The organism is Frankia sp. CcI156 (genome assembly GCF_001983015.1).
In the GTDB taxonomy this organism is placed as follows: Bacteria; Actinomycetota; Actinomycetes; order Frankiales; family Frankiaceae; genus Frankia; species Frankia casuarinae.
This window is the reverse complement of sequence record NZ_MOMD01000054.1, coordinates 1-26,898: the sequence shown is the minus strand read 5'-3', so window position 1 is coordinate 26,898 and position 26,898 is coordinate 1. Positions and strand designations below refer to the sequence as shown.

The following is a 26,898-nucleotide window of genomic DNA, read 5'->3' as shown; positions in this document are numbered from 1 at the left end:
GCCTCACGCGTTGCCTGGGGTCCATTGCATCGACATGCGCGGATCCTCAATCCGCACGACTTCGAACCCGAGGCGGGTATAGAGGGCCCGTGCTGGATTGTTGACGAAGACGCTGAGCCGGACCGGAACGCCACGCCGCTGAGCCGCCCGAAGGATGCCCTGTAGCAGATGGGTGCCAATGCCACGGCCTTGCGCCTCGGGGAGCAGCGCGATCTCCTCGATGAAGTCGTACTCACTCTGGTGGATGACACACGTGTAGCCGATGGGTCGCCCGCTCTCCTCGACCACGGCACATGGCAGATTGGCGAACTCCTTGTCGGCGGTTATGCGCTGTTCYGCATCATCCCACCCCGACGTCTRTTCGACGTATGCCCGCAGGGCGRCTCGCCTCACCTCGAAGAAGAACTCTCGATCGCTGCTCAGAGCGAGCCGAACCCGAAGGTCATGGGAACAGGTCATTGCGTGAGGCTACGACTTCGATCAAAGGGAAACCTTCACGGCTGCGGCACGAGCCCGACTGGTGGCGAAGGGAGCCGGGAACGCGCCGCTGACCTGGTCTTACCCCGCACCGTGCGCTGAGGCGATTGCCTGGATGCGCCGGGCGAGCTCGATGTCGTGCTCGGCGACGTAGCCGCCGATGTCGCTGGAGCTGATGGACACGTGCACGGTCTTGTAGCCGAGCGTCGCGTCGGAGTGGTGACCGAACTCGTGCTGAATGGCGGCGATGTGCATCACGAACGCCGCTCCCTGGAGGTGGGGCAACGAGTACAGCCGTTCGATGCGTCGGCCATCGGTGGTCCAGCCGTCCAGGGTCGTGAGGTGGTGCTCGATCTGTTCCYGTGACAGAGCCTCAGCCATGTTCTCTCCCGGTCTCGTCAGTGGTGACGGGCGCGAGCGCCTCCGCCAGATCCTGGCCTACGGAGTGTGTGTGCCATGGGGTCATCGCTGCGGCGACYGCGGCGAGTTCTCGACGGGCTCGCGCGGAGCCGGTCTCCACCGCGAGCGCGGTCGCGTAGCGTGCGAGGCCCACCGCTCGTTCCGGCTCGCCTTGCTGCGCGGCGGCGACGGCATGGCGTGCGGACCAGACCCCGACATCGCGGCGGGCAGAGGGAGGCGCGGCGGGGATGATCTGCTGCCAGAGACGGTCGGCGTCGTCAGCCAGGCCGAGCCGTCCGTAGCAGGTGGCGCGCTGCACCTCGACGTAGCTGTCGGTGCGGCGGCAGGCTGTGCCCCACTCCTCGACGTCGACCTGGTCTACGAGCCTGCCGGCCTGATCGAGCAGGAGATCGACCTGCCGGCGGTCGCCGCGCAGCGAAGCACCGTGCGCCTGCTGCTGCAGGGCGAAGATCTGAACCTCGGGCGTGAGATGCCGGGCGTCGACCAGCGCGGCCTGGCACAGGTCGATCACGGCCATCGCGTTGCCCAGGTCGGTGAAGGCCATCGCCCGGTCGACCAGAGCGCAGGCGACGGCGTCGCGTTCCCCGCAGCGGTGGGCCAGTTCGAGGGCGGCGTCGTGGCAGCGCATCGCGGCGACCGGATCGCCGGCGTCCAGCCACAGCCACGCGGCGAACGCGGCGAACGACGAGCCGACCTTCGCCATGCGCTGGCGGGTCGGCCCATCCGCTGTGTCCACCAGCTGCTCGATGACCTCGAACTGGGAGACGACCGTGCCGATCAGCGCGCCGGAGCCGAGCAGCATGTCCGCGCGGTAATGGCCCTGCAGTTGGTCGTCGAAGTAGGAGACGAGCGCCGGGTCGACGCGGCGGGCACGACGTGGCCCTGCCAGACCCGCCACAAGCGCGGAGCCGGCGAGGAGGGTGAACCCGCGGCGGCCGAGAACGTCCACTCCCTCGATGCTCCCAGCCGACGCATCGAGACGCAGCCGCTTGGGCACACCGCCGAATCCCGCGTCTGCGCCAGGATCAGCCGGCGGCCGGGAATAGGGAACCGTGGGCGGTGACAGCGCCGCGGGGAATCCTGCCAGCGGTGTCGATGGAGCGTCTCCGCGTGTGGCATTGATCAGGAGTGTGTCGGCGGGGTTGAGGTTTTCGCGGTCGTCGAGGTCGATGAGGTTGTGGATGCTGGTGCCGTAGACCTCGGCGAGTAGCGCGAGGAGCTGGGGGGTGGGGCGGCGGCGGTTGTTCGGTAGTGGCCAGTTCTCCAGTTCCGAGAGTCGGGGGGTGGTCATGGGGGCGGTGCCGTGGGGGTCGAGGCCGGTGCGGGCGGCGTGGGCGTTGATGTGGTTTGCGGCCTGTGCCTGGGTCCAGCCGTGTGCGATGCGGTGCGCGGCGCGGGGGCGCAGCTTGTAGCGGCGGGCGAACTCGACCGCGATCTCGTCGTGGGACATGCCGGCCGCGCGCATCCGTGTACGCAGCTCATCCTGCTCCGCCCGCAGACTGGGCCTCGTCATGTCTCACCCTTCCTGGGCCTGTGCGCCACCCAGGTCGTCCTCGGTCGCTCGGCGCGGCTGGGAAGCGGCATCGGAGTGCTCGCCGGACAGCCGGTCCTGCGTGGAGGACGGCCAGGTAACCGCGATACGGCTGTGGCGGCGGGTCAGGATGAGGGCGCCCGGAGGAAGGGACTCGTCCGGGGCGTCTGCGGGGTGAACGCTGATGCGGGCGTTCAGACTGGTGCCGTCCCAGGATCCGATGAGGTCGGCCAGCTTCGCGGCGGTCGTGTCGGCGTGGGGGCCGTGCCCGTAGGCGCCGAACTCGAAATGCTCGCGTGTCTCGTCCGTGGGTCGGAAGGTCAGGTACGCGAAGCTGTCACCGTCGAGAAGGGTCGGGACTCCCAGCCCCCAGGAATGGGTGACGAGGCCGGAATCCACGGCGGCTTTCGTCACGGCGAGCAGCCCGAAGTCGGGCAGCTTCATGGCCATCCACAGGAACAGTCCGTCGAACCTGCCGCCTTTCTCGACGCTCCCTGCCCACGCCTCCTTGCGGGGCATCGTCAGCGCGGCGCCCAAGGCGTCACCGTCGGCCTGCTGGCCGTCGTCCAGGCGCAGGCGCACCTCGTCGCCGTGGAGCGGGACGAGGCGTTCACGTTGTTCTCCGGCGCCCTGCATCGRCACGAAGCCGCACAGCTCGTAGCCGCGGTCCACCAGACGGTTGTTCTCCCGCTCGAACGCCACCGACCGGGTCAGGCCACGCATCCGCAGCGGGACAACGAGCCGGCCGCCCTCGGCGAGCTGGTCACTCCAGGCTGGKGGCAGGTCCATCGCGCCGACGGTGACGATGATCCGGTCGAAGGGAGCGTGCTCGGGGGCGCCGAACTCGCCGTCGGTGCGCAGCAAGATGATGCTGTCGTAGCCMGCCGCCGGTAGGAACCGAGCTGCCCGGTCGATGATGTCCTGATCGATGTCGATCGAGACGACCTGGCCGGTCTCGCCCACGAGTTCGGCGAGCATCGCGGCGTTGAGCCCGCCGGTGCCGATCTCCAGAACGCGCATCCCGGGGCGGATCTGGGCCTGCTCCAGCATCATGGCCTGAACCCGCGCGGCGGACACCGAACTGATGCTGACCCCCAGCTCGTCGTTCTTCGTCACGTAGTGGCGCTCGGCGGCGTACGCCTCGGTCAACGGCAGCTCGGGGACGAACAGATGCCGGGGCACTGCCCGCACCGCCTTCTCCACCTCCGGCGTCACGATTGCCTTCAGTTCCCGCAGTTCCTGGATGAGCTCCTCGCGCAGGCGAGCGACATCGTCGGGCTGGGGGGCCACCTGTTCCTGGGTGGGCTCACTCGTGGAGGTGGACACCAGGCTTCTCCTCGCTCGGATGACGACCTTGTGTGATGGCCTGTCGACTCTACGGCGTCAACGATCTTTCGGGTGCGGGTGGATTGGTGCGACGCGGCTCTACGATGCCTGGCGCCGCGAGGCGGGTCATTCCCCTCGCCACGAACGTTTCCTTCGGTACCTGCAAGGCGGCTGACCTGCGAGAACTGTTGCTGCTGGCCGCGTTTGTTCGCCACGGGCATGTCAGTTCGTTCGGCCGGATCAAGCTTTTTCGATCTTGAACGGCGTCTCCGTCCTGGCGGAGAGGGGTCTGCGGGCTGGTTCGCTAGCGATCAGTCCTTGTGTCCGACTCCGCACATCCCGAACGGTGCGAGTGGGTCCTCCGGTTCAGGAGCGTTTCGCCAGTGTGCTGGGGGCACGATGCCGGGTTCGACGACGTTGAGGCCGTCGAAGAATCCGGTGATCTCCTGTGGTGTTCGGTACTGGTATCCGTGGTGTTCGGACAGCTCTTCGAGCTCTGTGATCTGTTCGTTGTCCGGGTCGACCGTGYCGTCGTCCAGGACGAGGTAGCTGCCCGGTGCCAGGCCATCCAGGAGTGTCTGGGTGATGGCGTACGCCTCGTCGAGGTCGACCAGCCCCATGACCRCCGTCAGGATCAGGCCCACGGGTTCGGCGAGATCGAGGGTCTCGGCCGCGCGTCCGAGGATCACCTTCGGCTCGTGGATGTCGGCATCGACGGTGACGGTCACCCCCTCGGGCGCTCCGATGAGCAGCGCGCGAGCGTGAGCCAGGACAAGAGGATCGTTGTYGACGTAGACAATGCGTGACTGCGGTGCCACCTGTTGGGCGATCTGGTGGGTGGCGTGTTCGACGGGCAGGCCGGGCCCGATGTCGAGGAACTGCCGCACGCCCGCGTCGACGGCCAGGTAGGTGACCGCACGGACCAGGAACTGCCTGGACGCATGGGTCGCCTCCGCAATGTTCGGGACGATCGAGACAAGGGCGGCGGCGTGCTCCCGGTCGACCGGGAAGTGGTCCTTGCCCCCGAGGAAGTAGTTCCGCACCCTGGCCGGGTGGGGGCGGGTGGTGGCGAAGGTGGGCGGCGGGTATGCGGCCATCGGTGGACTCCCGAACAGATGTCAGGTTCGTGGGTGGCGGTCCGCGGCGCCGCGCCCTGCGCGACGCGGCGGTGTCCAGCGGTCAGGTCCCGGTGTCTGGCTTGACGGCGGTCAGGTAGACGATCGGGGTGGTCAGCACGAGGGGGCGGCGGCGCGCGGTTACGCGCCACGCATCGGCGTAGCGGCGGGCGAAGGCGGCGCCCAAGGCGCGGTTGATTGCCTGGTAGACGGACTCGCCGGCCGGGCCCGGGGCGTGCAGTGCAGCCTCGGCGGCGGCCACATTCGTGATCCTGGCGGTGACGGTGTCGGTGATGTGCTCGATGTGGACGAGGCCGGCGAGGCGGGCGTTACCGACCGCGGCGGGCACGGTGAAGGCGTGAGCTGCGGGCTGGACGTCTGTTAGGACCTTCACGACCTGGGCGAGGTCGTGCCAGCTCAGTCCGTCGAGGTCGGTCGGGCTTCGCTGGYCGAGCAGCGGTTCGCAGATCGACAGCCGTCCGCCCGGTCGCAGGAYGTGGGCGATGTCGATCAGCATGCGGCGGGGATGGCCGAGCGGCGCCAGGACGGTGCGGCCGATCACGGCGTCGGCGCTGGCGTCGAGGAGAGGTAGATCGGTGAGGTCCCACACGGATCCCCACCGATAGCGGGTTTCCGGGGTTGGCCGGATCAGGGCCAGGGCTGAGGCGGTCGGGGCGACGGCGGTGACGCTGCCCCCGGGGCAGACCGCGGTCAGCGCGCCCGTCATCAGCCCTGGGGTCGGGCTGAGCGCGACCAGGTCCTGTCCGGGCCGGGCGCGTGCGCCGGCGAGGACGACGGTCTCGCCGGCGGAGGGTCGGCGGTGACGGGGGTCGGGCTGATCGAAGCGGCGGACGACGAGCAGGTCCGACTCGGTCCACTCGCTGATACGGAGGGCGCCCCAGCTCGTGTCGGACAGGTGCTGCGAAGCCACGGCCACTCCTGGAATTGAGACGGTACCCACCTCCCGCGGGCAGGCAGACAAACAGAATGATCAGCTGGATTGATCGCCGTGTCGTCCCCCGCGGAGGGAACGTTCTGTTCGCCTGGTGGCCACTGGCCTGAGCTGCGTGAACGCCGTGATGCGGCGCCCGTTGTTCGTCGCCGAGGGCGGCAGACCGTCGACCCCGGCCCCCGCGATCATGGCGGCGATGTCGACTTGCTGGCATGCCTCGTCCAGGTCCAGTCTCTGTTCAGCTGCGTGGTCATAGGCGTCCAGCGCCGCGCAGAGGTCAATCCAGGCCGCGCCCGCGGGGTCAATGGGCGGGATGAAGGCGGCGAGCACGTCTGCCAGCTCGGTGGGCGGGAGGAGATCGCGCATCCGCGCGAGCAGGACGACCGGTCGGAGCGTGGGTGGGACCGTGCGCGGGGGCGTCATGGGCGTCGGCTTCGGTGTCGAGGGGTGAAGGCGGGCGGGCTCGGCTGCCGGGTCGTGTGACGCTTCCCCTCCAGAGACGGGGTGGTGCGTCCCAGGGGTAGGTCTGCGGGCAGTGAGGTTGGAGCCCAGTAGAAAAGAATGATCACGGGATGTCAGGGCAGGACGGGCCAGTCTGGGCTGGCCCAGCCGATCTCGGTGTAGGGCGTGATGGTGAGGAGCACCGGAAGGGCTTGGGCGTCCCAGGGGGCCATCCGCTCAGGGGGTCTGCCGGGAGAGGCCCACTGACGCCAGGCGCTGTGGGCAGGTTCGCCGTTCCACACACCGACGCTGAAGACCAGACGAATCGTGTCTTGCGCGGTGGTTCTGTGCGCGCTGACGTGAGCAAGCAGGAGATCGCGTTCGGCGACCTCGATCCCCAGATCCCTCCCGGCGAAGGCGACGACATGGCGTTGGGGTGAGACGTCGAAGCGCAGCTCGGTCGCGGGCAGGCCCCACCGGCTGTTCGCCGCCTGCTGTAGCAGGATCCGTCCCGTCTGGTCGATCAGGAGCAGGTGCGCGGTGACCGCGATCGGCACGGAGCGTGGGGGGTGTGTGGGCTTGGTGGCGGTCGGCGCCGCGCCGGCCACGGGCCCGCTGCTGCGCGGTCCGGCCGCCCGGCTGGCCGCTAGTGGGTGGATGCGCGGACCGCTGGCGTCGGCAGGGTGCGTCGGTGGATCGGCGACCGTACCGGATCGGGGTGTGCCCCGAGGCGTGTCAGACGGGGCCATGGTCGTCCTGTGTGTGGCACGGCGAGGTGGTACGGACGCGGGTGACCGCGCGGGTGAGGGCCGAGATGAGGGCGTCGATCTCATCGAGGGTGAGGGCTTCGTTGTCCGCGTCGTCGGCACCTAATCCGATGGCGATCATCGGCTGGTGGGTGGTCGTGGCGGTGACGTACTGCTCGATCGCGACCTGGATCGCGGTGGTGTCCCGCAGGCCGGGGATCGGTGGCAGGTCGATGACCGTGAACGCGGAGATGTGGTAGTCGCCGGGGCCGGCGGGTTCGGCGACCAGGTGGCCGGCGGGCTGYGTGCACCACGGTGGGCAGGAACGGTCGGCGGATCGGGTCATGCTGTGCCGCCTGTTCCAGGCTGGTGGGGGTGGCTGCTGGTGTGGAGGTGGGTCCCGTCGTCCAGGTTGCGCAGGCCGTCGCGTACTCGTTGCAGYAGCGCCAGGTCGAACCCGATCGGGTCCTGTGTCGTCTCGGTGAGGCCGGGGGATGTGGCGCGCCGCGGTAGATCCCCAGCGGCGGTGTCCCGCGGCACCTGGGTGGATGGGGTTGTGTGCGGCAGGCTCGCCCAGGTCACCTTGCCTTTCGGCCGGTGGCCGGCGGCGGTGCGGACCCGGGCCTGGTAGTGGCCGCTGTGTCCGCTCAGGGCGGTGACCAGTTGCAGGCCGCGGCCGTCCTCGGCGTCGGGTCCGGCGGTCCGGCGGGTGGGGCGACCAGCGCCTGCGTCCCACACCTCGACGATCAGGTCCTGAGGGCTGTAGGTCAGGCGCATCGCGATGCGGGAGGTCAGGTCGTCGTCCCCGCTGTGGCGTGCGTGGTGGCTGGCGGCGAGCGGGTTGGTGACCAGCTCGGAGGTCACGAGGGCGGCCGTGTCGGTCAGGCTGYTGAGGCCCCAGTGGTGGAGTTGGGTTGTCACGTGGTGGCGGGCATCGGAGGCGGACCGCGGGGCGGCGGGGTAGTGCCAGATGCGGTGCGGCAGCGGCTGGTCGGGCGGTTCGGTGGGGGCGGATGGGGCGGCAGCGGTGGTGGTCACGGGGTTCTCCCGGCGGAGGGTTGCGGGCCTGGTCGCGCCCTCGCGCAGCGGGGGCGTAGACGGGGATCGGGCGGGGGTCGTCTCGTGGACGAGCGCGAGGTTGTGCTCGGCGAGTACCGCGGTGCCGCACGGCCAGGTGCCTCCGCAGCCCGCGCACACGCCATCGCGGTGAACGTGAACATCCAGGAGGTGGACGGCGGTGCGACGAAGCCGCTCGAACGCAGCACTCGCCTGGTCGGGCGCTTGTTCGCCTACGCGGCGGCCAGCCTGCCCTTCGCCGATGATCACCGGATCGGTGCCGGCATCGGCGACGATGCCCCGCAGGCCGAGGCGCCGCTGGGGCCAGGTTCGGGTAGTGACCGGTTGTCCGCCGACGGGCGGAGAGCCGTAGCCATGCAGAGACACCTCGGGTTCTGAACGGGAAGGCGAACAGGGTCGGCAAGATCAGCGGGGTGTGGCTGTTGCGGTGAGCTCTGCGCTGTCGGTGGCGGTGCCGGCGGATGTGGTGCCGGCGAGCGCGTTGAGGGTGGCGTTCAGCGCCGCATCGGTGCCGCGGCGGCGTAGCTCGCAGGTCAGCACGTCGAGAGCGGCCAGCGCTGGCAGGGGATCGGTCCGGAGCGCTGCGGTGACGGGTGCGAGCGGCAGGGCGGCGGGCAGCGTTTCAGCGGTGACGACCCGGTCGAAGACGGTGGCCGCCCAGACCGTGAGGACGGCGGACAGCCAGCCTTTCCACTGCTCCCGGCGGGCCGCCAGCTGGCCGGCGAGCCAGGCTTCGAGGCCTTCGACAAGGTCCGCCCGTACGCTCGGCGCGGCACCGACCGCCAGCAGATGCAGGTGGCCGAGCAGCGTCCCGGTGTCCGCCGGTTCCCCCTCGGGCCCGAGCGAGGGTGCTACCAGCATCGGCGCCGGCGAACCGTCGGGATACAGCATGTGGCCGGGGGAGAGGTTCCCGAAGGCGAGTCCGGCGCTGGGACAGGCCGTGGGATCCCACCGGGCGGCCAGCCGGCCCAGCCGCATCGACAGGCTTCCCGCGAGCGCCCGCAGCTCCCCGACCTCCCCCGCCGGCGCCCGGTCGGCGTGGAAGTGATCCGYCGTGTGCTCCAGCGCCGCGGTGACCACCCGAGGCAGGCTGCGGGCCTGGGCCGGTGCCGCGACCTGCCGCAGCTGTCGCGCCGGATCACGGTGCAGTTCGCTCAGGTCGTCCATCAACGTGGCCAGCAGCTCGGTCAGCATCGCAGGCTGGGCCTGTACGCGGGCGGCTAGGCTCGGCCCCGCCGCCCAGGGGGTGAACAGCACCCCGCCGGTCAGGGCGGTCGGGGCGGCCACCCGAAGCCCGCTGTGCGCGGCCAGTGCGGTGAGCTGCTCTGCCTGTGCCTGTGCCTGTACCTGGTCCGCGCACCCGCGGTCGTCCGAGCGCACCGCGGCGAGGTCACCGTGGTCGCCGCGGACGACACGCGACAGCGCACCCCCAGGTCGCACCGCCGCGCACACCACGGACCCCCCGACCTGGACCCGGYTGGCGAACGTGGTGCCCGCCGTGAACAGCGGCCCGATGTCCACCCGAAACTGCGGCCACAGTTCCGCGGTCGCGGACACGATCCGCCGTCGCGTGTCCTCGACCAGCCACCGCACATCGGCATCCGGCCAGCAGGCCGGGCAACCGGACGGCCGGCTCACCGCGCCAGCTCCCCGCTCCCCGGCAGGACGCAGTCGTCGCCCCTCGCACCGCCCGGACCTGCAGGCCCACCCACGGCGAAGCCCGTCGAGCCCGTCATGGATGCGCCTGCGACCAGCCGGCTACTCCGATGCGGCCTCTGGCCGGTCGACACCGCCGGCTCCATCCGGCCGGTGCGGGTGGCGCCGGGTCCGGGGGGATGGTCGCGGAGTGTGGCGTCGGCGATCCACGTCATGGGAACGGCCCTCACTGACGGTAGGCAAAGTGGAACCGTTACACCATCGCCCCAGCCGTGCCGCCGGTCATTCCCTCGAACGCGAAGAAGCTGTTCGTCTTTCTCGACCCCGTGTGAGCTGGGAAAACACCAACGGCGGCAGCAATCGTTTCGCGGCGATACCGCCCCTGCCTCCCCGGGGCGTGATCGATCGACTACCGTGGACAGGCCTCCGGAATCGCGAGATGACACTCTGTCACGGAAGGGACTCACGATCGTCGTGGCCACGCCCAGCCATCGCGTCGAGCAGGACGAATTGCGGGAGCGGATGCGCGCCGTCGGCATGTCCCACGACGAGATCGCGATCGAGTTCGCCCGCCGTTACCACTACCGTCCCCGCGCCGCGCACCGGATCGCGCACGGCTGGACTCAGCAACAGGCCGCGGGCCGTATCAACGCTCACGCCGCCCGCACCGGCCTTGACCCGCACGGCAAGGCCCCGATGACCGRCCCCCGTCTCAGCGAGCTGGAGAACTGGCCGCTGCCCCTGCGTCGCCGGCCGACCCCCCAGCTCCTTGCGCTGCTCGCCGAGGTCTACGGCACCAGCATCCACAACCTCATTGACCTTGATGATCGCGAGCAGATGCCCCACGACGATCTGCTCCTCATCGCGCAGATCCACAAGAGCATTCCACGGCCGGCGCAGGACGGCACCGCACACAACGCCACCGCGATCAGCAGCCGACCGCGGCCTGAGCCGGTCAGTGTCGAACACGTGCGTGTGCCCGCTCTTCCGGGCCGGGTGAGCTCTGTCGCGCCCGCTGGCAACGATCCCATAGAGGAGGACATCGACGCGGATACGGCTCTGCGCCGCGCGCACGAGTGGCTGGTGACCGAACCACCCCAGGTCGTGGAGACCCGCGTAGGAAGGCGGATCGGCGAGGCGTTTACCCGCACGGTGGAAGGCCGGGTCGTGCAGCTGCGCCGTCTGGATGACTTCGTCGGCGGCCGGGACCTGCACGAGTTGGTCTCCCGGGAAGTCGCCGCCACGACCGCCGTGCTCGGCGACGCGATCTACGATGAGCATCTCGGACGTCGGCTGCAGTCCGCGGTCGCGGAGCTCTGCCAGCTCGCCGGATGGGTCGCGATGGACGCCGGCCACACCCAGGCCGCGCGCCGTTTCTATCTCGACGGAGTGAAAGCCGCGCACGCTGCGGGTAACAGCCCGGTCGCGGCGAACCTGATCTCGACGTTGAGCTACCAGTTCGCGAATCAGCACGACCCGCGCACCGCGATCCTGTTGGCCCGCACCGCCCTGCGCGGAGCGGAGGACTCCGCCACACCGGCCACTCTGGCGCTGTTGTACGAACGGATCGCCTGGGCACATGCGAAGGCCGGCGACCGGTCGGCCACGGAGAAGGCGCTCGCCGCGGTGGAACGGCACTACGAGCAGCRCCACCCTGACGACGAACCGACCTGGGTGTACTGGCTCGACGACAACGAGATCCAGATGATGGCCGGCCGCTGCTACGTCGAACTCGGCCTCCCGAAACGCGCCGAACCACTGCTGGTCGACGCGGTCGCCCGCTGCGACGAAGACCACGCCCGCGAAGCCGCCCTCTACCGCTCCTGGCTCGCCGAGGCCTACCTGCAGACAGGCGATCTCCACCGGGCCGTCGAGGAAGCCTCACACGTCGTCCGCCTCGACGCCCGCGCAGGATCAGCACGCACTTCCGACCGGGTCCAACACCTGCGCGCTCGTCTCGCCGCGTTTCGAGCCGATCCGGCGGTCCGCGCCTTCGAGGACCTCTACGAAGCTGAAGTGGATCTTCCAGGCCTCCCACATCGGCCCCRCTGACTGGCTTGCCAGCGGTCAGCGGCACGGTGAAGAAGGCCACGATCCCCTAAGCACGCAGCGACTGGCGGAAGCATCATGGGCTGCGGCCAGCCGACACCTGGTCTGGAGCGGCAGGCCACGAATCCCGCACACCCGCACCCGTCGCGCGATTCATGGGGCAGGACTGCCTGGTGCCGCCCGGATGGGCGACGCGGGTACAAGCCCGGCGGCGGCTCCGATGAACGCGACCGTCTGGTCGAGCGTCGAGTGTTCCGGGACGACCTGTTCGCCATCTACCCCGAGAAGATCACGGGGCAGGTACCAGCCGCGCATGTCCTCGCTGGTKAACTCGGCCGCCTGCGGCCGGGTGGCATGACGACGCAGCGTCTCCTCCAGCGACACGTCAAGGTAGAAGACGAAACTCCGGCCCTGATGCGCACCAAGCAGTCCTTCGATCATGCTGGCGTAGCGGGCCGCGGTGAGGATGCCCTCCAGCACAACGTGGAAACCATGATCAAGACAGAAACGCACGGTCTGATCGATCAGCGCCGGAGCGAACCCGCCGGGATCGCAGGGCCCCGGCAAGTTTGCTGACGCGTAGGCGGTGGGTCAGGCCTGGGGTTTGTGGTGGGGCTGTGTAGCGGGAGACCGGCCCGCGGTCGGGGGCTTCATGGGTGCGGGCACGACACCTKGAGATCATGGAGGTTCCTACGCCATCATGATCGACCTGAGGTGCCGTGCCCGCCGTACCAGTATCACCGCCTGTTCCTGTTCTCGATCAGCTGGCTGTCGCTGTCACTGACGGCTATCAGGGCCCGTCCTCGTTGTCGGGTCTGCTGGCGGTCTTCGGCCGGGTGCCGGATCCACGGAAATCCCGAGGGCGGCGGTACAGCCTGGCCGTGGTGCTGACCTTGGCGACCTGCGCGGTCGTCGCTGGCGCGCGGTCGTTCACCGCGATCGGCGAGTGGGCCGCTGATGCCGGTCAGGCGGTCGCCGGTCCGCTCGGGATCGTCCGGGTGCCTGAGGAGTCGACGTTCCGCCGGGTGTTCGCAGCCCTCGACGCWGATGCGCTGGACACGGCGCTGGGAGCCTGGGCCGCCGCGGTGACCAGCCCGCGGGAGGGGACGCGGCGGCGGGTCGCGGTCGACGGCAAGACCCTGCGTGGCTCCCGCACCGGCGAGGTCGCGGGTCGGCATCTGCTCGCCGCGCTCGACCATGACACCGGTGTGGTGCTCGGCCAGGTCGCGGTGGACGCGAAGTCGAACGAGATCCCCGCGCTACCCGTCCTACTCGCGGGCCTCGACCTGGCCGGTGTGATCGTTACGGCGGACGCGTTGCATACCCAGACCGAGACCGCTCGCTGGCTGGTYGGCCGCGGGGCGCACTACGTCCTGACGGTGAAGGCGAACCAGCCCAGCCTGTATGCCCAGCTCGCGGCTCTGCCCTGGGGCCAGGTGAGGACCAGCGCGCGGACCGTCGAGCGGGGCCACGGCCGCCGCGAACGGCGCACGGTGAAAGCCACCGAGGTTCGCGCCGGGCTGTTGTTCCCGCACGCCGTGCAGGCGGTGCGGATCACTCGTCGACGTCAGCCACTCACCGGCGGGCTGGTCGAGACCGAGGTCGCCTACCTGGTCACGAGCCTGCCAACCCATCAGGCGAGCCCGGCTGAGCTCGCCGCGTTCACCMGGGAGCACTGGCACGTGGAGAACCGGCTGCACTGGGTCCRCGACGTCACGTTCGGCGAGGACCTCGATCAGGTGCGGACCGGTAACGCGCCCCAGGTCATGGCCAGCATGCGCAACCTCGCGATCACGATCCTGCGCCTGGCCGGTACTACGAACATCGCCGCGGGAATCCGTTATCACGCCCGCCGCCCCGAACGCCCACTGGAGACGATCATGAAGATTGCTTGCTAAGCGACAACTTTGCCGGGGCCCTGGCCGGGATCGTCCCGTTCTCTGAGCACCACCCGGCGCAGGTAGTCCTGCTCGACCTTACCAACCGCCAAAAGTGTTGAGTCGCCTCCAGGCTGGGCATCCACGTCGTGAACATGTTCGCGACGTGGGCTGTCGCATGCGAAGCCTTACACGGTTTCCCGAGAGTCGGGTGTCGGTAGCGAGCGCCGCGCAGGCGGCCGACAACGGTCATCGGGTGGGAGAAATGAGCACGGGTTCCAGCATGATTCTGGAGAGATCGGCGTCGCTTGACCATGATCGGATGTGATCGAGGCGGTGCTYTCCTTCGCTCCGCAGTTACCGGAGCTGGGGGAAAGTCCCGGTGGCCAGCCCTAGATTCTTCAGGTCGTCGCTCAGCCAGCGGGCGGCGACGCTGGACGCGGGTCGKACTTCGGCCATGTCGTCCGCGGCGGTGTGGGCCMAGCCCAGGCTGGCGGTCGACTCGCGTCCGCGCTGCGCCAGCCAGGCCCGTACCTGTCCGAGCATCGCCGGGAACCGGTCTGCTGACGGTTCCGGCTCGGCGTAAGCGATGATCGCTCGGCCGGATGCGGACCGGATGGCCGGCTCGCGTTCGGCGGCGAACTGTGGGAGCAGCGCCACCGGCACTCGCGTCAGCGATAGGCCCGGCGGTTGGTCGCCGCTGGCGCTTGTGAATTCCATGACGACGCCGAACGGCGCGAGCGCCGCACCCGGCATTGACCAGCTGAGTCGAGCGAACGCGTGCGCCGCGGCCTCGTCGTAGGCGTCGCAGGCGCGGCCGTAGACCTCGACCTCGAACTCCATGAGTCGCTGTGGCGAGAACCGGTCCCAGACCCACCCGCCGGTCGGATGCTCGATGTCCGCGGTTGGCAGGTGGGACTCCACGTGTTCCGCGGCACTGTCGTCGATCCAGCGGACGAGGTCGTCGAGGTCACTGCCGCCGATCTTCCGGCCGTTGAGCACGATCCTCGCGTTGCGTGCCCCGCCGACCGCGTCGAGGATTTTTACGGCCTGCGCGCGTACCCGTTCGGCGGGCAGCGGCTGTTGGAATCGCGAGCCCCGGTTGAGCARCCGCCGCGCGAGGTCGAAGCGGTGCTCGGCGACCCACACGCCGTCCGAGGCACCCAGCCGATGGTCCCAGGACAGCCTCTCGATCGTCGCCTTGGCGACCTGGTTGCGGACCATGGTCCACGGCCAGACGTCGCCTTCGGGCGCTCCGCCGCTGATCCACGCCGACCAGCCCACCGTCGATCCGCCAGCCAATGGATGCACTCCCTGCGGCAGCTCGGTTACGAGATCCGCCGCCGGCGCGGACCTGGCGAACCCGACGTCGATGCGGGGCCCAGACACGGCGACGCCCAGTTCGACCGGGCCTGCCACGACCGGCCACGGGACGGTGTCGGCAGCGAGGCCTCCTAGCGCGTCAGTCCAGGTGCGCAGCGCGCGGAGCAGGCGCGCGCCGCTTGTCGTCGGGTCGAGCGCTTTGTCGTCCGGCGCGCGCCAGTCCCGGTGACCGGCGAAGGCCGTCTTGAGGATCCAGGCGGCTGCGCCCGGGTTCGCCGCGACCCACGCGGTGAGCAGGTCGTCAACGGCGTCAGGCCCGTTCGCGCTGAGGGCGGCCACAGCCGCGGCCCAGCGCCATCGGTTGAAGCTCATCGCGTCAGCCATGACTTCGCTGGCGGGCACATCTCCTGACAAGAGCGCCTGGGCCGCGAACCAGTGCTGGAAGATCGGCAGCGAGAACCGGGCCGTGCCATCGACGGCGTCGGCGACGAGCCGGCTTGACCGAGCGATCTGGCGGTCGCCGAACGAAAGCCCGTCGGTGCCGGAGCGGGTGAGTGCCACGGCCATCGCTGTGAGGACCGATCGCGTCTCGGTCGAGGTGACCGCCGCGCGCTGCTTCCCGTGCTTGAGAGCGTCCTCGACGAGCCCCCGGATCAGGTCGGCCTCACCGCGCGGCGCCTCGTCCCGCGCTAGCATCGCGCCGGCGGCGAGCGCGAAGAACGGCCGCGCGACGGTCGTGCGCATGTTGGCCGTCCACTGCCACGTGTCGTGTGCTCGCCCCCCTGCCAGTTCAACCAGGCTCTGAGCCTCGTCATCGGCCAGAAGCGGCGCCGTCAGCTCCTCTGCATCCGTGGGCGCGAGGACGCCGGGCCGCGCTGTGAGCAGCATGCGGACGTTCGTGAACGTCCGAACGGTCGTCCGCGCCGCTTCCAGCAGCGCCTGCGCGGTGAATGGGTCCACCTCGTCGGCGCCGTCGACGACGGCGGCGGCGCCGCGGCCGTGCCGCCACGCGGCGCCCACCTGCCGTTCAACGGCAGCCTCCAGCGACTCGGCGACGAGGTCGCGGGCGTTGCACCAGACGGGGAACGGCGCCGACTCGTGCGCGGCGAGGTCTGTGATGCGGGCCCGGTGCCAGGCCTCGCCGATTTCAGACTTGCCGGAGCCGAAGTCGCCAAGCAGCACCCGGACCTCGCCCGCCGGAACCTGCACGATCTCGACGTGCGCGAAGTGCGGCGCCAGCGTGTCCTCGTCCAGTTCATAGGGCTGCAGGCGTACCGCGCGCCGCGCTCGCGAGCGGGCTTCCAGGGCGCAGGCCAGGTCGGGCGAGCTGAGCCCGGCGCCGGGGCCGACCAGTTGGAGGAGCAGGTCCCGCACTTGCAAGCTGCGCTGCTGCGCCCAGCTCTCGCATATCGCCGTCCGATTGGCGTCGCCAAGTCCGGCGGCGATCGCCGGGTACGTCAACTCAACCAAACGCAGTGCCCGTGATAGGTGCTCCGGCGACTGCACCCAGTCTGTCGACGCCGCGGCCAGCATCGCGTCGAGACGAGCGGCCAGGTGCGCCTGGATCTCCTCGACCGGCGCAGCGAGCTCCTCCGCCGTGAGGGTCTTGAGCCACTTCCGATAGGCGCGCCACGGACACGGCCACTTGACCCGCTTGCGTACGCGGCGACAGACCGCCCGCCGGAACGTCGCCTTCCGCGCGAGCGCCCGAGCCGCGGGCGAAGCCACGGACGCGAGCAGACGCACCCCGCCCGCGGCGGCCAAAGCCCCCAGCCCGGTCATTGCCCTCCCTGGGTGAGGCGGCGAGTTGATATCGGTGCCTGACACGCCAGCCGCCGAGACGTGCCTGTGCCGGCGAGGAGCCGACGAGCGTTGTCTACCAGAACCCCCGTCAGCGCCGGCGGTCGGCTCATCATCCGCTCATCGATCGAAGCGCATATTGAATCATGGTCTCCAGGTCGCGATCGTCAGCGCCGGAATGACCGGGGGTCCGCCCCTGTAGGGCGGGGTGGCTTCCGACCGCGTAGGTCACCGATCAGGACGATCAGGTCGGGAGCCTGTCGGTCGGTTCAACTGTGCGTCGACGAGTTCGGCTTCAAGGTCGGCGAGGCGTTTGTCGAGGAAGCGGTTGTTGGAGCGGGCGGCGTGCAACTTCTGCTCCAGGCTCCGGTTGCCGTCGGCGAGTTGGCGAACACGCTGCTTGAGCGCGCCGTTCTCCTCTGCGAGGCGTTGGGCGGTGCCCTCGGTGTACTCGGCATGCAGGTCACGGAGTTGTCCGAGGAGGATGCTGATCCGTTCCCGTTGGGTGTCGATTTCGGCGTAAGCGACCTTGATGGCGTCCTCGGCGTTGAGAGCCCGCTGGTGCCAGGATGCTTCGACCTGCGCGTCGTGTGCTTCCTGGGTTCGGCGTCGCTGGTCGCCGCTGGCGGCGATCGCCGTGGTCATCAGTTTGTTGGCGTCGGTGTTCTGGTAAAGGAAGGTGCGCGAGACGCCGGCCCGTCGGGCGACGGCCGGGTAGGTGATCGGAATTCGCTCGCGGCGCAGGGTGCGCAGCGTCGCCTCAACACGGGTGAGCTTGTCGCGGGTGGCCTGCTGGCGGGCCTGGTTGGCGGCCGTCGTGCGCGCTACTCCCGCGTCCAGGTTGGTCATGCGCTGGCGTCCGCGCCGCCGATGGTGGCCAGGTCGGTGGTGCGGAAGCCGGTGGTCCAGAGGCGGTGGAAGTAGTCCTGGGGGCGGCGCAGGTCCAGCGCGAGTGCGTCGTCGAGCAGGCCGAGTCCGGCGAGGGCGCGTTCMAGGCCGATGATGGCGCGGGCGGTGGGCTCGAACTGCTGGTGCAGCCAGTCGGCCATCTCGTCGGTGGGTGCGCGTTCGGCCAGGGAGTACCACTGCTCGCGTTTGCGCCGCCAGTAGTGCAGGTCGGCGCCGGTCATCACGAACTTGTCGCAGTGCTCGCAGTCCAGCTTCCACGGGCAGGCGCCGCCGTCAACGACGACCTGGTAGGTGCAGATCCCACCTTCAGTCGGGGTGGCGCGCCGTCCAAGATCGATCGCGAGGGCGTGGACCTGCTCGTGCGGCAGCGGTGTCACCTTGTCGGAGATCAGCTGGCCGGGTTGGGGCGCGCCGGGGCCGGTGACCCATACCTGCTGGAGAACGTCGTCGAGGTCGCTGAGCGCGACCTTCGCATAGTGTTCGGTCATCCGTTCGGAGACGTGGCCAAGGTAGCGCTTGATGTGCGTCAGGCTGGCGCCGGCGGCCAGCAGTCTGGTCGCGAGCGTGTGGCGGGCCTGGTGCGGAACCGCCGGGCCCAGGTTGAGGCCGTGCAGCCAGCGGCGGAAGTGCCCGTGGAACCAGGTGTAGCTGACGGCGTGAGTGCCACGCGGGTTCTTGTGGCCGCGGGGGAACATCGCCATGGTCGTGCGTTCCTGCGATGTCGGGGTCCGCGCGTAGCGCTGCTCGAAACGKGTGATGGTCGTGCGTTGCCGTTCCCGCAGCCGCTCGTGAAGGTAGTCGGGGATGCGGATGGCCTCGTTGTAGTTGCCGACCTTGGTCTGATCGTGCCAGAGGAGCGGAACGCCGTTGTAGATTCCGACGCAGTCCAGCCGTAGCCCGAGAACCTCGCCGGCCCGCCGCCCGGTGACCACGATCGTTTCCCAGATGTCGCGGGCTCCCCGGCCTTCGATGTCGGTCTGGTCGAGCAGGGCGAGGTTGGCTGGGTCAGCGAGGGCGCGGGCGGTGTCGTCGGTGTAGGGGCTGCGAGGCCGGAAGATCGGCTTGTCTYCCGTGGGGAAGGCGGCGACGAACTCCCGGTCCAGCCCGATCTGCTCGGTGCGACCGGACTCCAATGCCGCCCGCATGATCCTGCGAAGAATCTCGAAGGTGCTCTTGCAGTTGACGTCGGTGACGACGGGCCGCTTGGCATGGTAGCTGGGCCGGAGCGCCGGTAGCTGGTCTCGGGCTCGGCGACGATGATCGGCAACGAACTGATCGACGTGTGCCGCGCGCAGTAGCGACGGGTCCTGGCCGGYGGCGGGAGCGTTGGCCTCCAGGAACGCCCCGAGTTCCTGGACCGCGACGCGGATCGCGAAGAAGGTGCCCCGGCCGCGGGGGCAGTCGACCGAGCGCAGAAGGTCCGCGAGGTGGTCCCAGAGCAGATCACGGAGCCACCGTTGCGGAATCTGGGTCAGGTCGAACCTGCTGTTGAGATGGGTGATCCTGCGGCCGAAGTGCTCGAAGTCGATGTATCCGGCCGTCTTGCTCTCGCTCGGCGCCACGTAGACGATCTCCAGATCGCGGCGGATCTCGGACACGATCATCCGCTCGTGCGCGCCTGCGCCGACGAGGTCGTAGTCCGCCATCGAGGTGAGGCCGCGGCAGCCGTCGACGACTCGCAGGATCGCGTGCATCCACCACCGGGTGTGATCGCTGCGCTGGCTGTAGGCATGCAGGGCCCATTTCAGTTCCGCCGTGACCAGTGGGCTCAGGCCGTGCAGGCTGATCTGCCCCGGCCGGGCGGCCGGCTGCACCTGGCGGCACCAGCGTCGAAACGCCGGCTCGTCGTCATAGGAGACCGCGACGCTGCGACCACGGCGATCGAACCAGCGGCCCCAGTTGGATGGCAGCTGGGCGCCGCCGGGGCGCCCAGCCCGTCGGTAGAGCTTCTCGTGGTCCTCACACAGCCGCAGCGGTGAGCGGGCCAGATCCGTGCAGCACTGCGCGGCGCACGCGCCGAACGAGGCGCGCGGCGCCTGGACGACCATCCACGCCTCGAACTCGCCGTCTTCCAGCACGCGCACAGACCCGGCCCGCTTCTGCCAGCGGCGCAGGTGGAAGGCGCACAACTCGGCGAACACCTTCCGCTCCGCAGGCCGGCCGCACCGCGGCACCCGACAGCCGCCAGGCGCGGCCAGCCGCTTCTGCGCGGCGACCGGCGCGGCGGTGCGCAGGAACTCCAGCCGTTCCACGCCGGCGGCCTGTGCCTCGCGCCAGCGGATCAGGTGATTCCCGCACAGCTCGCGGGCACGGATGTAACCGTCGCAGCCCTCGATCAGGCAGTTCCAGTGCAGCGCCGGATGGTCGCGCGGGACGCGGATGACATCGTCCCGAAACAGCGGGTCGAAACCCGGCCCGCCGATCAGAGCGGTCAGAACTTCCAACCGGTCCCGCGACTCCCGGCTGGGCCGCGGCAGGGCGAGTCGGGCGGCGGTCTCGGTCACGTCTGGTTCCAGACCTTGCGCAGGGCCGCGTCGAACTGGGGATCGTGGATGTCGGTATGGCCGTAGATCTGGTCCACCGTGGCGGCGGACGCCCAACCGCCGGCGTCGCGGGCGATCGTGAGGTTGCCGCCCGAGGCGTCCAGGACCGCTGTGGCGAAGGTGTGCCGCGCCTGGTGCGGGTGAACCCGGCCGAGCCCGGCCCGCAGGCCGACCCGGCGGAACATGYTGCGCGCACCCGCGGCCGACAGCGGCTGCCCGTGGTCCTCACCGGCGAGCTGCACCAGCAACATCCCGTGGCCGCTCGCCGCGGAGCGCGGGTACTCGCTGGTCATGTAGACGAAGTAAGTGTGGATCATCTCGGGGCTGACCCGGCGGATCAACCCGCCCTGTACGACCCCGTTCACCAACTGCCAGGGGTGTTTCGTCTTCGCCCTGGCCTTGTTGACGTTGCTCTCGCGGTGGCAGATGTGCACGTGGGCGCCGCGCGCCTGGGCGCAGCCGGCGTTCTCCCGCAGGTGCAGGTCCGCGAGATGCAGCCCGCACAGCTCGCCGATCCGGAACCCGCCGTCATACAGCCACGTGACGATCATGCGGTCGCGAGCCGTGGTCGCTCTCCGCAGCAGCCGGCCACGGCCCTCGTCCGGCAGCATCTTCGGATGCCGCTGGGTGCCCTTGCCCGGTGCCAGCGGGTTGGCCGGCATCGTCGAGGTCACATGCCCCAGCAACGACCTGTTCCGGTCCAACTTCGAGGGCAATCGAACCTGGTCCAGGTCTCGCCGGAGCTCGACGTGGCGATGCTCGTCCGAGAGTCCGAGGTAGAAGCCCTTCAGCACCGATGCCGCGGTGCCCAAGGTCGTCGCGCTGTAGGRCCGCTTGCCGACCCGCCATGGCTCGCCCAGCGGCATCCGCACCTCGGCGCCGACGATCCCCATGTACCGMTGAAGATCCCGCAGCCGCACTGCCTCAAGCTGGAGTGCTTCGCGTTCCAACCACCGCAGATGATCCACCAGCAAGTACGCGTACGTCCGCTGCGTACCTGGCTCGCCCTCATACCGACGCAGGAACCGGTCCGCGTCCTCGTAGACCGCGCCCTCGGGCCACAGGATCGTCCACGCCCGGCGACCGCCACCGAAGACGATCTCCTGCACTCGTATCTGCCCAACGACCCGTCTGCGGTCCACGCATCCTCACATCCCCACGTCCCGAACGTAGAGATCATGAAAGGTTAGAGGCCCAGAAGGATCAACGATCCACGCCGCCGCAGACGTCACGTGYACCAGGAGGACGGTCGGAAAGCTCCACCAGCGCGACACCACGCCCAGCCCGCGCTCGTAGCGCCCGCGCGACCGAGCTCTTCCCCGCTCCCGAGTTGCCGCGAATCACCACCAGCATGGTCGTCGCTGATCCTGCCATCGCCTCGTCCGGCACCTCCACGATGCTGCCAGTACCGACACCACGACCGACAGCCAGTCCGGACGCCCGTGACGGTAGGTGATCGGCGCATCCGGCCGCGCTCGCTTTGCAGACGTGCGTGACGTGGGCTACGCCCACGAAGAGATAGCGCTCAGTCTCCRCATTCGCGCAGGTCACGTAGACGATGCCGCGCGAGCAGATCGTTCGTCGCGGCGGGAATGACGCCGGCGGCTGTCCGGGCGATGGTGTGACAGTGTCCGCTCGTCCGCCACGAAGGACCGTCTTGATGTCGGCTGCCCTGGTGGCGTGGAGCTGCCCCGCCCGGCGTGTAGTTGGAAAGGACCGACCTGCATGACCATTGAGTTCAGTGCCGAGCCCGACGATCAACTCCGGGCTGACGTTGCCTGGCTCGGAGCGTTCCAAGATGTGCCCGGGGTGCTGGAGTCGTTTATCGCCAGGCACGCGCCCCGTCTATTCGCGCTCGTCGAGCAGGACGTCGGTCTGTTGGAGGATGCGGTGTTCGGCTGGGGCTTCCAGTTCGACGACCACGCCTTTGTCATCGCGGGTGGCGCGACCCTTCACGCGTCGTGTGCCCACGCGGAGGACGCCGTCAGGATCTTCGCAGTGGCCGGACGGAACCTCCGCCTCGTCTGGCACACCCCTCTCGGCATGCGTTCCTCGGCAGGCAGCGGCGTCGTGACACAGCGGGTGATCCGGTGACCGCCAGCGACTCCTGCCCCGCGTGGTGCCAGCTTCCAGAGGGCCATCTCCGTCCCGAACCCGGTGGCCCCRGCGACCACCACATTGCGGAGATCGCGGAGATCGACATCCCGGAGATACCTGGGCTGCGGTCCGCGAGYGGCCTGCTGCGCGTACGGGTCGAACAGCGGATGACGGCGTCCACCGTCCATCCCGCGGTCGTCAGTGCCGACTTCGGTGATCGTGCGCCCACCCGCAGCGGCATCGAGTACCTCACCGCGCAGGAAGCGCACGCCCTCGCCTGGATGYTGATCCGCGCCGCGACCACCATCGATGCCGGAGCCTGCCTCCAGCACCCAAAACGGAAGGATGTTGCAGGCGAACGGGCCTGACCCTTTGGACGCAGCGACAGGCACGCGGCACTCCAAGCCCCGAGYTCGGTCAGCCACTTGGGACCGTAGGGGGTCTGGCAAGCCACCTAATCAGGGTGCAACCGAATAGCTATTCCGCTTCCAGTAGACCGGTGTGTTCGAGGAGGCTGCGGCCAATTCGTTCCGCCACGCTTACGGCTACGGCGTTTCCGATCGCCCGCATGGCCGCCGTCCGTGTCGCTGGGAACTCATAGTTGTCCGGGAATGATTGAATTCGAGCTGCTTCTCRGACGGTCAAGTAGCGGACTGACTCGTCGTGGAAGCGGATCATCGCTTCCCCTCCGCAGACCCCGTGCACTCCCGCCTTGAGGGTCTTGGCCGGCCAGTCTATCAATCCGCCGGTATGCCGTTTGTAGGTGCGCGCGCCGGGAATCCCGCGGTGGTTGACGAATTCCTCATGGTCAACATTGTCGATGGGTTCCGGTAGGCCACACAACCCGTCACGTGTGGTCTTCCAGCGAAACTGATCCGCCGTATCAAATTCTTGCTGGCGGAGCGTGCGTACCCGCGCAGCGAGCCGCGGCGGAATGTCTGGCCGTTCAAGAATCTCGTGCTCTTCCCAATATTCCCCTGTCAACCATTGCGCGCGTAGGAGCTGATCCCTGCTATGGCTGGCCGCAATACCAGGCCAACTATCGAAGTTCGCGACGTCGGTTCGAATGCCGACAAGGAAGACGCGCTCTCTTACTTGCGGGACACCAAGATCCGCAGCGTTGATCTTGGATCGATAGACTCGATAGGCGAGTCCATTGCGATCCCCTTGCCTTACTCGGCTCCAGTGAGTCTGCCACGACTCGTCGGTTCGGGGCATGATATCTGGGTTGGAGAGCTGGTCGAAGATGTAGTTGTAATATGGTAGAAAATTGGGTCGCAGCAGTCCTGGCACATTTTCGAACACGAATAGTTTCGGGCGAAGTCTGCGAACCGTCTCGATCGCGGCGGGGAACATGTTGCGCTTATCGTTGTGGCCCGCATGTACCCCACTGATCGAAAACGGCTGGCAAGGTGGCCCACCGGCGACAAGATCTACACCATCAAGATGTAGATCGTCAAGTTCCTCCAACCATTTGAGGACGTCCATCTCGCGGACATTGTCACTCTTCCACAGCGATGGGGTACGCTCGGCGTTGGCGCGGAGGATGTGACTGGGCTTGGACTCCTTCTCGACAAGCTGCTCGTRCTCGAAGTCGGCGTTACGCATACCGAGCGCCATACCGCCACCACCAGCGAAGATCTCTACCGATCTTGGCATTCGGCCACCACGCCCCTACTTCCCGAAAGTTGTCCACCTTAGGCCTATTATGTCGAATTTTTTCAGGTGTGTCGAGAGGCTTGGGAGCGTACGAGGTATTCGACCTCGTCCGCGACGTCGCCGAGGTTTTTCTGGAGCCGTGACTCGTAGACTCGGTAGACGGTCCACCCTGCCTGTTGCAATTCATGGGTCACCCGCTCGTCGCGGGCCATGTTGTTCCGGATCTTCTTCCGCCAGAAGTCAGGGTTGTTCATCCGCTCGAACTGACTATCGAAGGTCGGCATGCCGCGCACCCGCCAGGCATTACCGTGCCAGAAATCACCATCAACGAAGACGGCCACACGAGGTGTCGGGAAGACAATGTCGGGCTTCCCAGGTAGACGGCTACGAATACGGTAACGTAGCCCACGTCGCCACAATGCTTGACGGAGACCGACCTCGGCCTTGGTGTCCCGGGACCTGACGGCGGACATGATCCTGCTGGTGACCTCTGGATCGCGCATCGTCAGTCCGCCCCCGTGGTTGGAGTATCACGCACTGTGGTGTGTCGAACTTCGAGTCCCGCCTGCTTTGCCAGAAGGGCGTGCCGGGTGATCTCCCCGTCGCTCAACCGCTGTCCCTGGCGACTGACGACGACGAGGAGGGGCGTGGGCTCGTGGTCGACCTCAGCGTTGATACCCRCCCAGATCAGCGCGCGAAAGTTGGCCGGTTTCCCCCAAATCATCAACCGATCGGTGCGGCCGTCGCTGACTTCGCAGCGGTTGGGCTTAGCGCGAATGGTCTGCTCCCGGATGGACCAGCCAGGGCCGAGCACCTGACGAGCCAGATGATCGGGCCCAGGAAGCCGGCGGCGTACCAGGGGGGCGTAGGGGCCGATACCGCGGCGGGCGCGATCGTAGTGCTTCATCGGCACGTCCTTGATCCACACTCTGGCGCGTTCGGGAGCGAGGAAGCGGAGAAGGACCGCCCCAATCTGGGGATCATCAACCCAGCTGTCGTAGGCCCTGGAGCGCTCCGCCTGGCTGAGGCCATCCCAGTCGAGCTGGTCGGCTCGGTCGAAGATCTCCGCGATGATCTCGCGGCGTAGCGGTTCGGGGATGTCACTCATGCCATGTACCCGAGAAGACCTCAGGGGAGGGGAACTGTAGTCGTGCTTMGTCCAGCGCCGTCTCCAGGCTTGCCGCGTCCTTGATCCATTCCTGCATTAGGCTCTCGACGGCTCGGTCCATGAACTCAAACCGGGTGCCAGCGCCGGACAAGCGTAGCGTCTCGATCTCGTCGGCGGACACCCGCTCTCGCAGATTCATGATCGCGGCGACCCGCCGGATGTCGCTAACGAAGTCGAGGGCTTCGACATGCGTCTTGCCCTCTCGTAGACGCAGGCCACGACCCAGCTGTTGAACGAAGATCCGCCGACTGTGAGTAACGCGAGCGAAACAGATGATGTTCACGTCAGGTACGTCGACGCCTTCGTTGAGAATGTCGACCGCGGTGATGATCGGTGTCTCACCGGAGCGGAACCTCATCAGGCGAAGTTGCCGGTCTCGCTGGTCAAGGCTTGCGTGGACTGCCTCGGCTCCTCGCCATTGCGGCACTCCGTTAAGGAGGGTGGCCATCCGTTCGGCGTGTTCGATCGTGCGGCAGAACACTACGGCGCGAGGCTCAACTGTACGTGCCCAGGTGTCTACTAGCTGATCGCGGATTGCCTCGTCGCGTTCCGCTACGAATAGCCGAGCATTAAGATCTTTAATGGTATATCGGTGACGACTCGCTTCCCGAACGAAATCCCAGTCGATGTTATCGGCAAACAGGCGGTACCGTACTTCGGCGAGGTAACCGAGCCGCATCCCATCCTCGATGCCGAGGGTGTAACTGGGTTCGCCGAAACGATGCCGGATGTCGAACCGGTCTCCACGCCAGGGCGTCGCGGTAACTCCGAAGTGCTGCACGTCACGAAGGAGATCGAGTAGCTCCGCGAACTRCCCGTCCTCGGCGACGTGATGAGCCTCGTCCACCATCACCAGCCCCGGTCGATAGCCTCCTTTCACATAGGACAGAGCGCTCGCGACGGTGGYGCAGGTGATCCCGCGCAGGTCGTCCGGCTTGTGGTCCCCAGTCAGGAGCTGGGTACGGGTCTCCTTACCGACGTGGTGCCATAGCGCCCGCTCTAGCTGCTCGACCAACTCCTTCGTGTGCGCCACGACGAGGACACGGTCAGCCGGCCGACGGCGAAGGTGGCGAGCAATGACCTCACCACCGATGACGGTCTTCCCGAGTCCAGTAGCGAGGACGAGTAACGCCCTACCGTGTTCCTCAAGATCCTCTACCAACCGCTGGAACGCCTCCGCCTGGTATGGCCGTAGGGGACGCTCAGGCAAGCGCGGACGGGTGACGCRCTCGTCGGCGTAGAGCTCGACGAGCTCCTTGCCTGACCACAGGTCGACCCGCACCCCTACGCGCAGCAGCTCGTCGCGGCGTCGGTCAACTGAAGGACCAAAGCGGGAGTTTGTGACGACGGCAGCCCGATCCGTCTGATAGTAAGCGCGCGCCCGAACGACCTCGTCAATCGCGCTAGATGGTACCGCCGCCCTTGCCTTCCACTTTGCCTGGAAAACCCACCGCTCGCCGAGGCGGTCRGCGAGAAGGTCGCCACCCTGATCATTGGAACCGTCGATATTGACGATGTTGGTGAACCCCAGATGCCGCAGCAGGCGCTCCACCTGCCGGGCAAACGCGACAGGGCCAATCTCGTGAAGGAACGCGGGGTCCATGAAGGAAGTCTTCACTCCACCTCCTCCCACTTGGTCTGAGGAGTGAATTGCTGGACCGCGGAGGGGCTGGTTCCGGGCATGCGGGAAGGCGCTGGGAGCCGGGCTTCCAACGCTGGTCTTATCGGTATT

General features: G+C 68.3%; 24 protein-coding genes and 2 pseudogenes. 5 read left to right on the top strand and 21 right to left on the bottom strand.

Features of this window, described 5'->3' with window-relative positions; all coding sequences use genetic code 11:
- Positions 1–3 precede the first annotated feature (3 nt).
- From CcI156_RS18310 to CcI156_RS18265, 10 genes are all read right to left on the bottom strand, one after another.
- Complete coding sequence (locus CcI156_RS18310) at positions 4–459, bottom strand: GNAT family N-acetyltransferase (protein WP_076807093.1); 456 nt, start codon at positions 457–459, stop codon at positions 4–6.
- Between the two features lie 99 nt (positions 460–558).
- The gene (locus CcI156_RS18305; protein ID WP_076807091.1) at positions 559–858 is read right to left on the bottom strand and encodes a 4a-hydroxytetrahydrobiopterin dehydratase; all 300 of its coding nucleotides are present in this window, start codon (positions 856–858) and stop codon (positions 559–561) included.
- Positions 851–2,410, bottom strand: coding sequence for a hypothetical protein (locus CcI156_RS18300; protein WP_023841406.1), 1,560 nt, complete (start codon positions 2,408–2,410; stop codon positions 851–853). Before CcI156_RS18300 ends, CcI156_RS18305 begins: the two co-directional genes overlap by 8 nt.
- Positions 2,411–2,413: 3 nt before the next feature.
- Positions 2,414–3,754 (bottom strand): methyltransferase, FxLD system, encoded by a 1,341-nt coding sequence (gene fxlM, locus CcI156_RS18295; protein WP_083718636.1) that lies wholly within the window; start codon positions 3,752–3,754, stop codon positions 2,414–2,416.
- Between the two features lie 311 nt (positions 3,755–4,065).
- Positions 4,066–4,851 carry an SAM-dependent methyltransferase gene (locus CcI156_RS18290; protein WP_076807089.1) on the bottom strand — a complete coding sequence of 262 codons (786 nt, stop codon included), beginning with the start codon at positions 4,849–4,851 and terminating at the stop codon, positions 4,066–4,068.
- 82 nt (positions 4,852–4,933) lie between these two features.
- On the bottom strand, positions 4,934–5,800 hold the full coding sequence (locus tag CcI156_RS18285; protein ID WP_083718642.1) for a methyltransferase domain-containing protein: 867 nt from the start codon (positions 5,798–5,800) through the stop codon (positions 4,934–4,936).
- A 60-nt stretch (positions 5,801–5,860) separates the two neighbouring features.
- Positions 5,861–6,244, bottom strand: a complete 384-nt coding sequence (locus tag CcI156_RS18280; protein ID WP_023841402.1) for a hypothetical protein — start codon at positions 6,242–6,244, stop codon at positions 5,861–5,863.
- Between the two features lie 152 nt (positions 6,245–6,396).
- Positions 6,397–6,870 carry a hypothetical protein gene (locus CcI156_RS18275; protein WP_254665616.1) on the bottom strand — a complete coding sequence of 158 codons (474 nt, stop codon included), beginning with the start codon at positions 6,868–6,870 and terminating at the stop codon, positions 6,397–6,399.
- 127 nt (positions 6,871–6,997) lie between these two features.
- The gene (locus CcI156_RS18270) at positions 6,998–7,354 is read right to left on the bottom strand and encodes a hypothetical protein (RefSeq protein ID WP_023841400.1); all 357 of its coding nucleotides are present in this window, start codon (positions 7,352–7,354) and stop codon (positions 6,998–7,000) included.
- The gene (locus CcI156_RS18265) at positions 7,351–8,046 is read right to left on the bottom strand and encodes an ATP-binding protein (RefSeq protein ID WP_076807087.1); all 696 of its coding nucleotides are present in this window, start codon (positions 8,044–8,046) and stop codon (positions 7,351–7,353) included. Before CcI156_RS18265 ends, CcI156_RS18270 begins: the two co-directional genes overlap by 4 nt.
- Positions 8,047–8,130: 84 nt before the next feature.
- Here CcI156_RS18265 and CcI156_RS18260 point away from each other — a divergent pair, with 84 nt between their 5' ends.
- Positions 8,131–8,463, top strand: a complete 333-nt coding sequence (locus CcI156_RS18260; RefSeq protein ID WP_023841398.1) for a hypothetical protein — start codon at positions 8,131–8,133, stop codon at positions 8,461–8,463.
- 27 nt (positions 8,464–8,490) lie between these two features.
- Here the strand turns inward: CcI156_RS18260 and CcI156_RS18255 are convergent, their stop codons facing one another.
- The gene (locus tag CcI156_RS18255) at positions 8,491–9,678 is read right to left on the bottom strand and encodes a hypothetical protein (protein WP_083718634.1); all 1,188 of its coding nucleotides are present in this window, start codon (positions 9,676–9,678) and stop codon (positions 8,491–8,493) included.
- A gap of 585 nt (positions 9,679–10,263) precedes the next feature.
- Between CcI156_RS18255 and CcI156_RS27115 the strand changes: the two genes are divergently transcribed.
- Positions 10,264–11,793 carry a helix-turn-helix domain-containing protein gene (locus CcI156_RS27115; RefSeq protein WP_371681820.1) on the top strand — a complete coding sequence of 510 codons (1,530 nt, stop codon included), beginning with the start codon at positions 10,264–10,266 and terminating at the stop codon, positions 11,791–11,793.
- Positions 11,794–11,943: 150 nt separating this feature from the next.
- Here the strand turns inward: CcI156_RS27115 and CcI156_RS18245 are convergent.
- A pseudogene (locus CcI156_RS18245) lies at positions 11,944–12,339 on the bottom strand (kinase); the annotation flags it as partial.
- A 266-nt stretch (positions 12,340–12,605) separates the two neighbouring features.
- Here CcI156_RS18245 and CcI156_RS18240 point away from each other — a divergent pair.
- Positions 12,606–13,688 carry an ISAs1 family transposase gene (locus CcI156_RS18240; RefSeq protein ID WP_083718640.1) on the top strand — a complete coding sequence of 361 codons (1,083 nt, stop codon included), beginning with the start codon at positions 12,606–12,608 and terminating at the stop codon, positions 13,686–13,688.
- A gap of 336 nt (positions 13,689–14,024) precedes the next feature.
- On the opposite strand, the gene CcI156_RS18235 is transcribed toward CcI156_RS18240, so the two are convergent.
- The 5 genes and pseudogenes from CcI156_RS18235 to CcI156_RS27870 form a co-directional block, all read right to left on the bottom strand.
- Positions 14,025–16,772, bottom strand: coding sequence for a hypothetical protein (locus CcI156_RS18235; protein ID WP_139341534.1), 2,748 nt, complete (start codon positions 16,770–16,772; stop codon positions 14,025–14,027).
- A 246-nt stretch (positions 16,773–17,018) separates the two neighbouring features.
- Positions 17,019–17,639: a DUF6262 family protein gene (locus tag CcI156_RS18230; protein ID WP_023841391.1), complete on the bottom strand. Its 621-nt coding sequence runs from the start codon at positions 17,637–17,639 to the stop codon at positions 17,019–17,021.
- Positions 17,636–20,203, bottom strand: coding sequence for a site-specific integrase (locus CcI156_RS26300; RefSeq protein ID WP_076807077.1), 2,568 nt, complete (start codon positions 20,201–20,203; stop codon positions 17,636–17,638). The genes CcI156_RS18230 and CcI156_RS26300 overlap by 4 nt, the downstream gene beginning before the upstream one ends.
- A complete protein-coding gene (locus CcI156_RS18220; RefSeq protein ID WP_076807075.1) occupies positions 20,200–21,384 on the bottom strand; it encodes a tyrosine-type recombinase/integrase in 1,185 nt (394 codons plus the stop codon). The genes CcI156_RS26300 and CcI156_RS18220 overlap by 4 nt, the downstream gene beginning before the upstream one ends.
- Positions 21,385–21,499: 115 nt before the next feature.
- Positions 21,500–21,616, bottom strand: a pseudogene (locus tag CcI156_RS27870) (kinase); the annotation flags it as partial.
- Between the two features lie 351 nt (positions 21,617–21,967).
- Between CcI156_RS27870 and CcI156_RS18210 the strand changes: the two are divergent.
- Together CcI156_RS18210 and CcI156_RS18205 are read left to right on the top strand one after the other, a co-directional pair.
- Entirely contained in the window at positions 21,968–22,336 is a 369-nt protein-coding gene (locus tag CcI156_RS18210; protein ID WP_023841388.1) for a hypothetical protein, read from the top strand.
- Positions 22,333–22,707 carry a hypothetical protein gene (locus CcI156_RS18205; protein WP_083718632.1) on the top strand — a complete coding sequence of 125 codons (375 nt, stop codon included), beginning with the start codon at positions 22,333–22,335 and terminating at the stop codon, positions 22,705–22,707. The genes CcI156_RS18210 and CcI156_RS18205 overlap by 4 nt, the downstream gene beginning before the upstream one ends.
- Before the next feature lie 109 nt (positions 22,708–22,816).
- Here the strand turns inward: CcI156_RS18205 and CcI156_RS18200 are convergent, their stop codons facing one another.
- The 4 genes from CcI156_RS18200 to CcI156_RS18185 form a co-directional block, all read right to left on the bottom strand.
- Positions 22,817–23,998: a DNA cytosine methyltransferase gene (locus tag CcI156_RS18200; RefSeq protein WP_076807073.1), complete on the bottom strand. Its 1,182-nt coding sequence runs from the start codon at positions 23,996–23,998 to the stop codon at positions 22,817–22,819.
- A gap of 62 nt (positions 23,999–24,060) precedes the next feature.
- Entirely contained in the window at positions 24,061–24,501 is a 441-nt protein-coding gene (locus CcI156_RS18195) for a very short patch repair endonuclease (protein WP_023841385.1), read from the bottom strand.
- Positions 24,502–24,503: 2 nt separating this feature from the next.
- A complete protein-coding gene (locus tag CcI156_RS18190) occupies positions 24,504–25,106 on the bottom strand; it encodes a hypothetical protein (RefSeq protein WP_076807071.1) in 603 nt (200 codons plus the stop codon).
- Positions 25,099–26,784 carry a DEAD/DEAH box helicase family protein gene (locus CcI156_RS18185; RefSeq protein ID WP_083718630.1) on the bottom strand — a complete coding sequence of 562 codons (1,686 nt, stop codon included), beginning with the start codon at positions 26,782–26,784 and terminating at the stop codon, positions 25,099–25,101. Before CcI156_RS18185 ends, CcI156_RS18190 begins: the two co-directional genes overlap by 8 nt.
- Positions 26,785–26,898 lie beyond the last annotated feature (114 nt).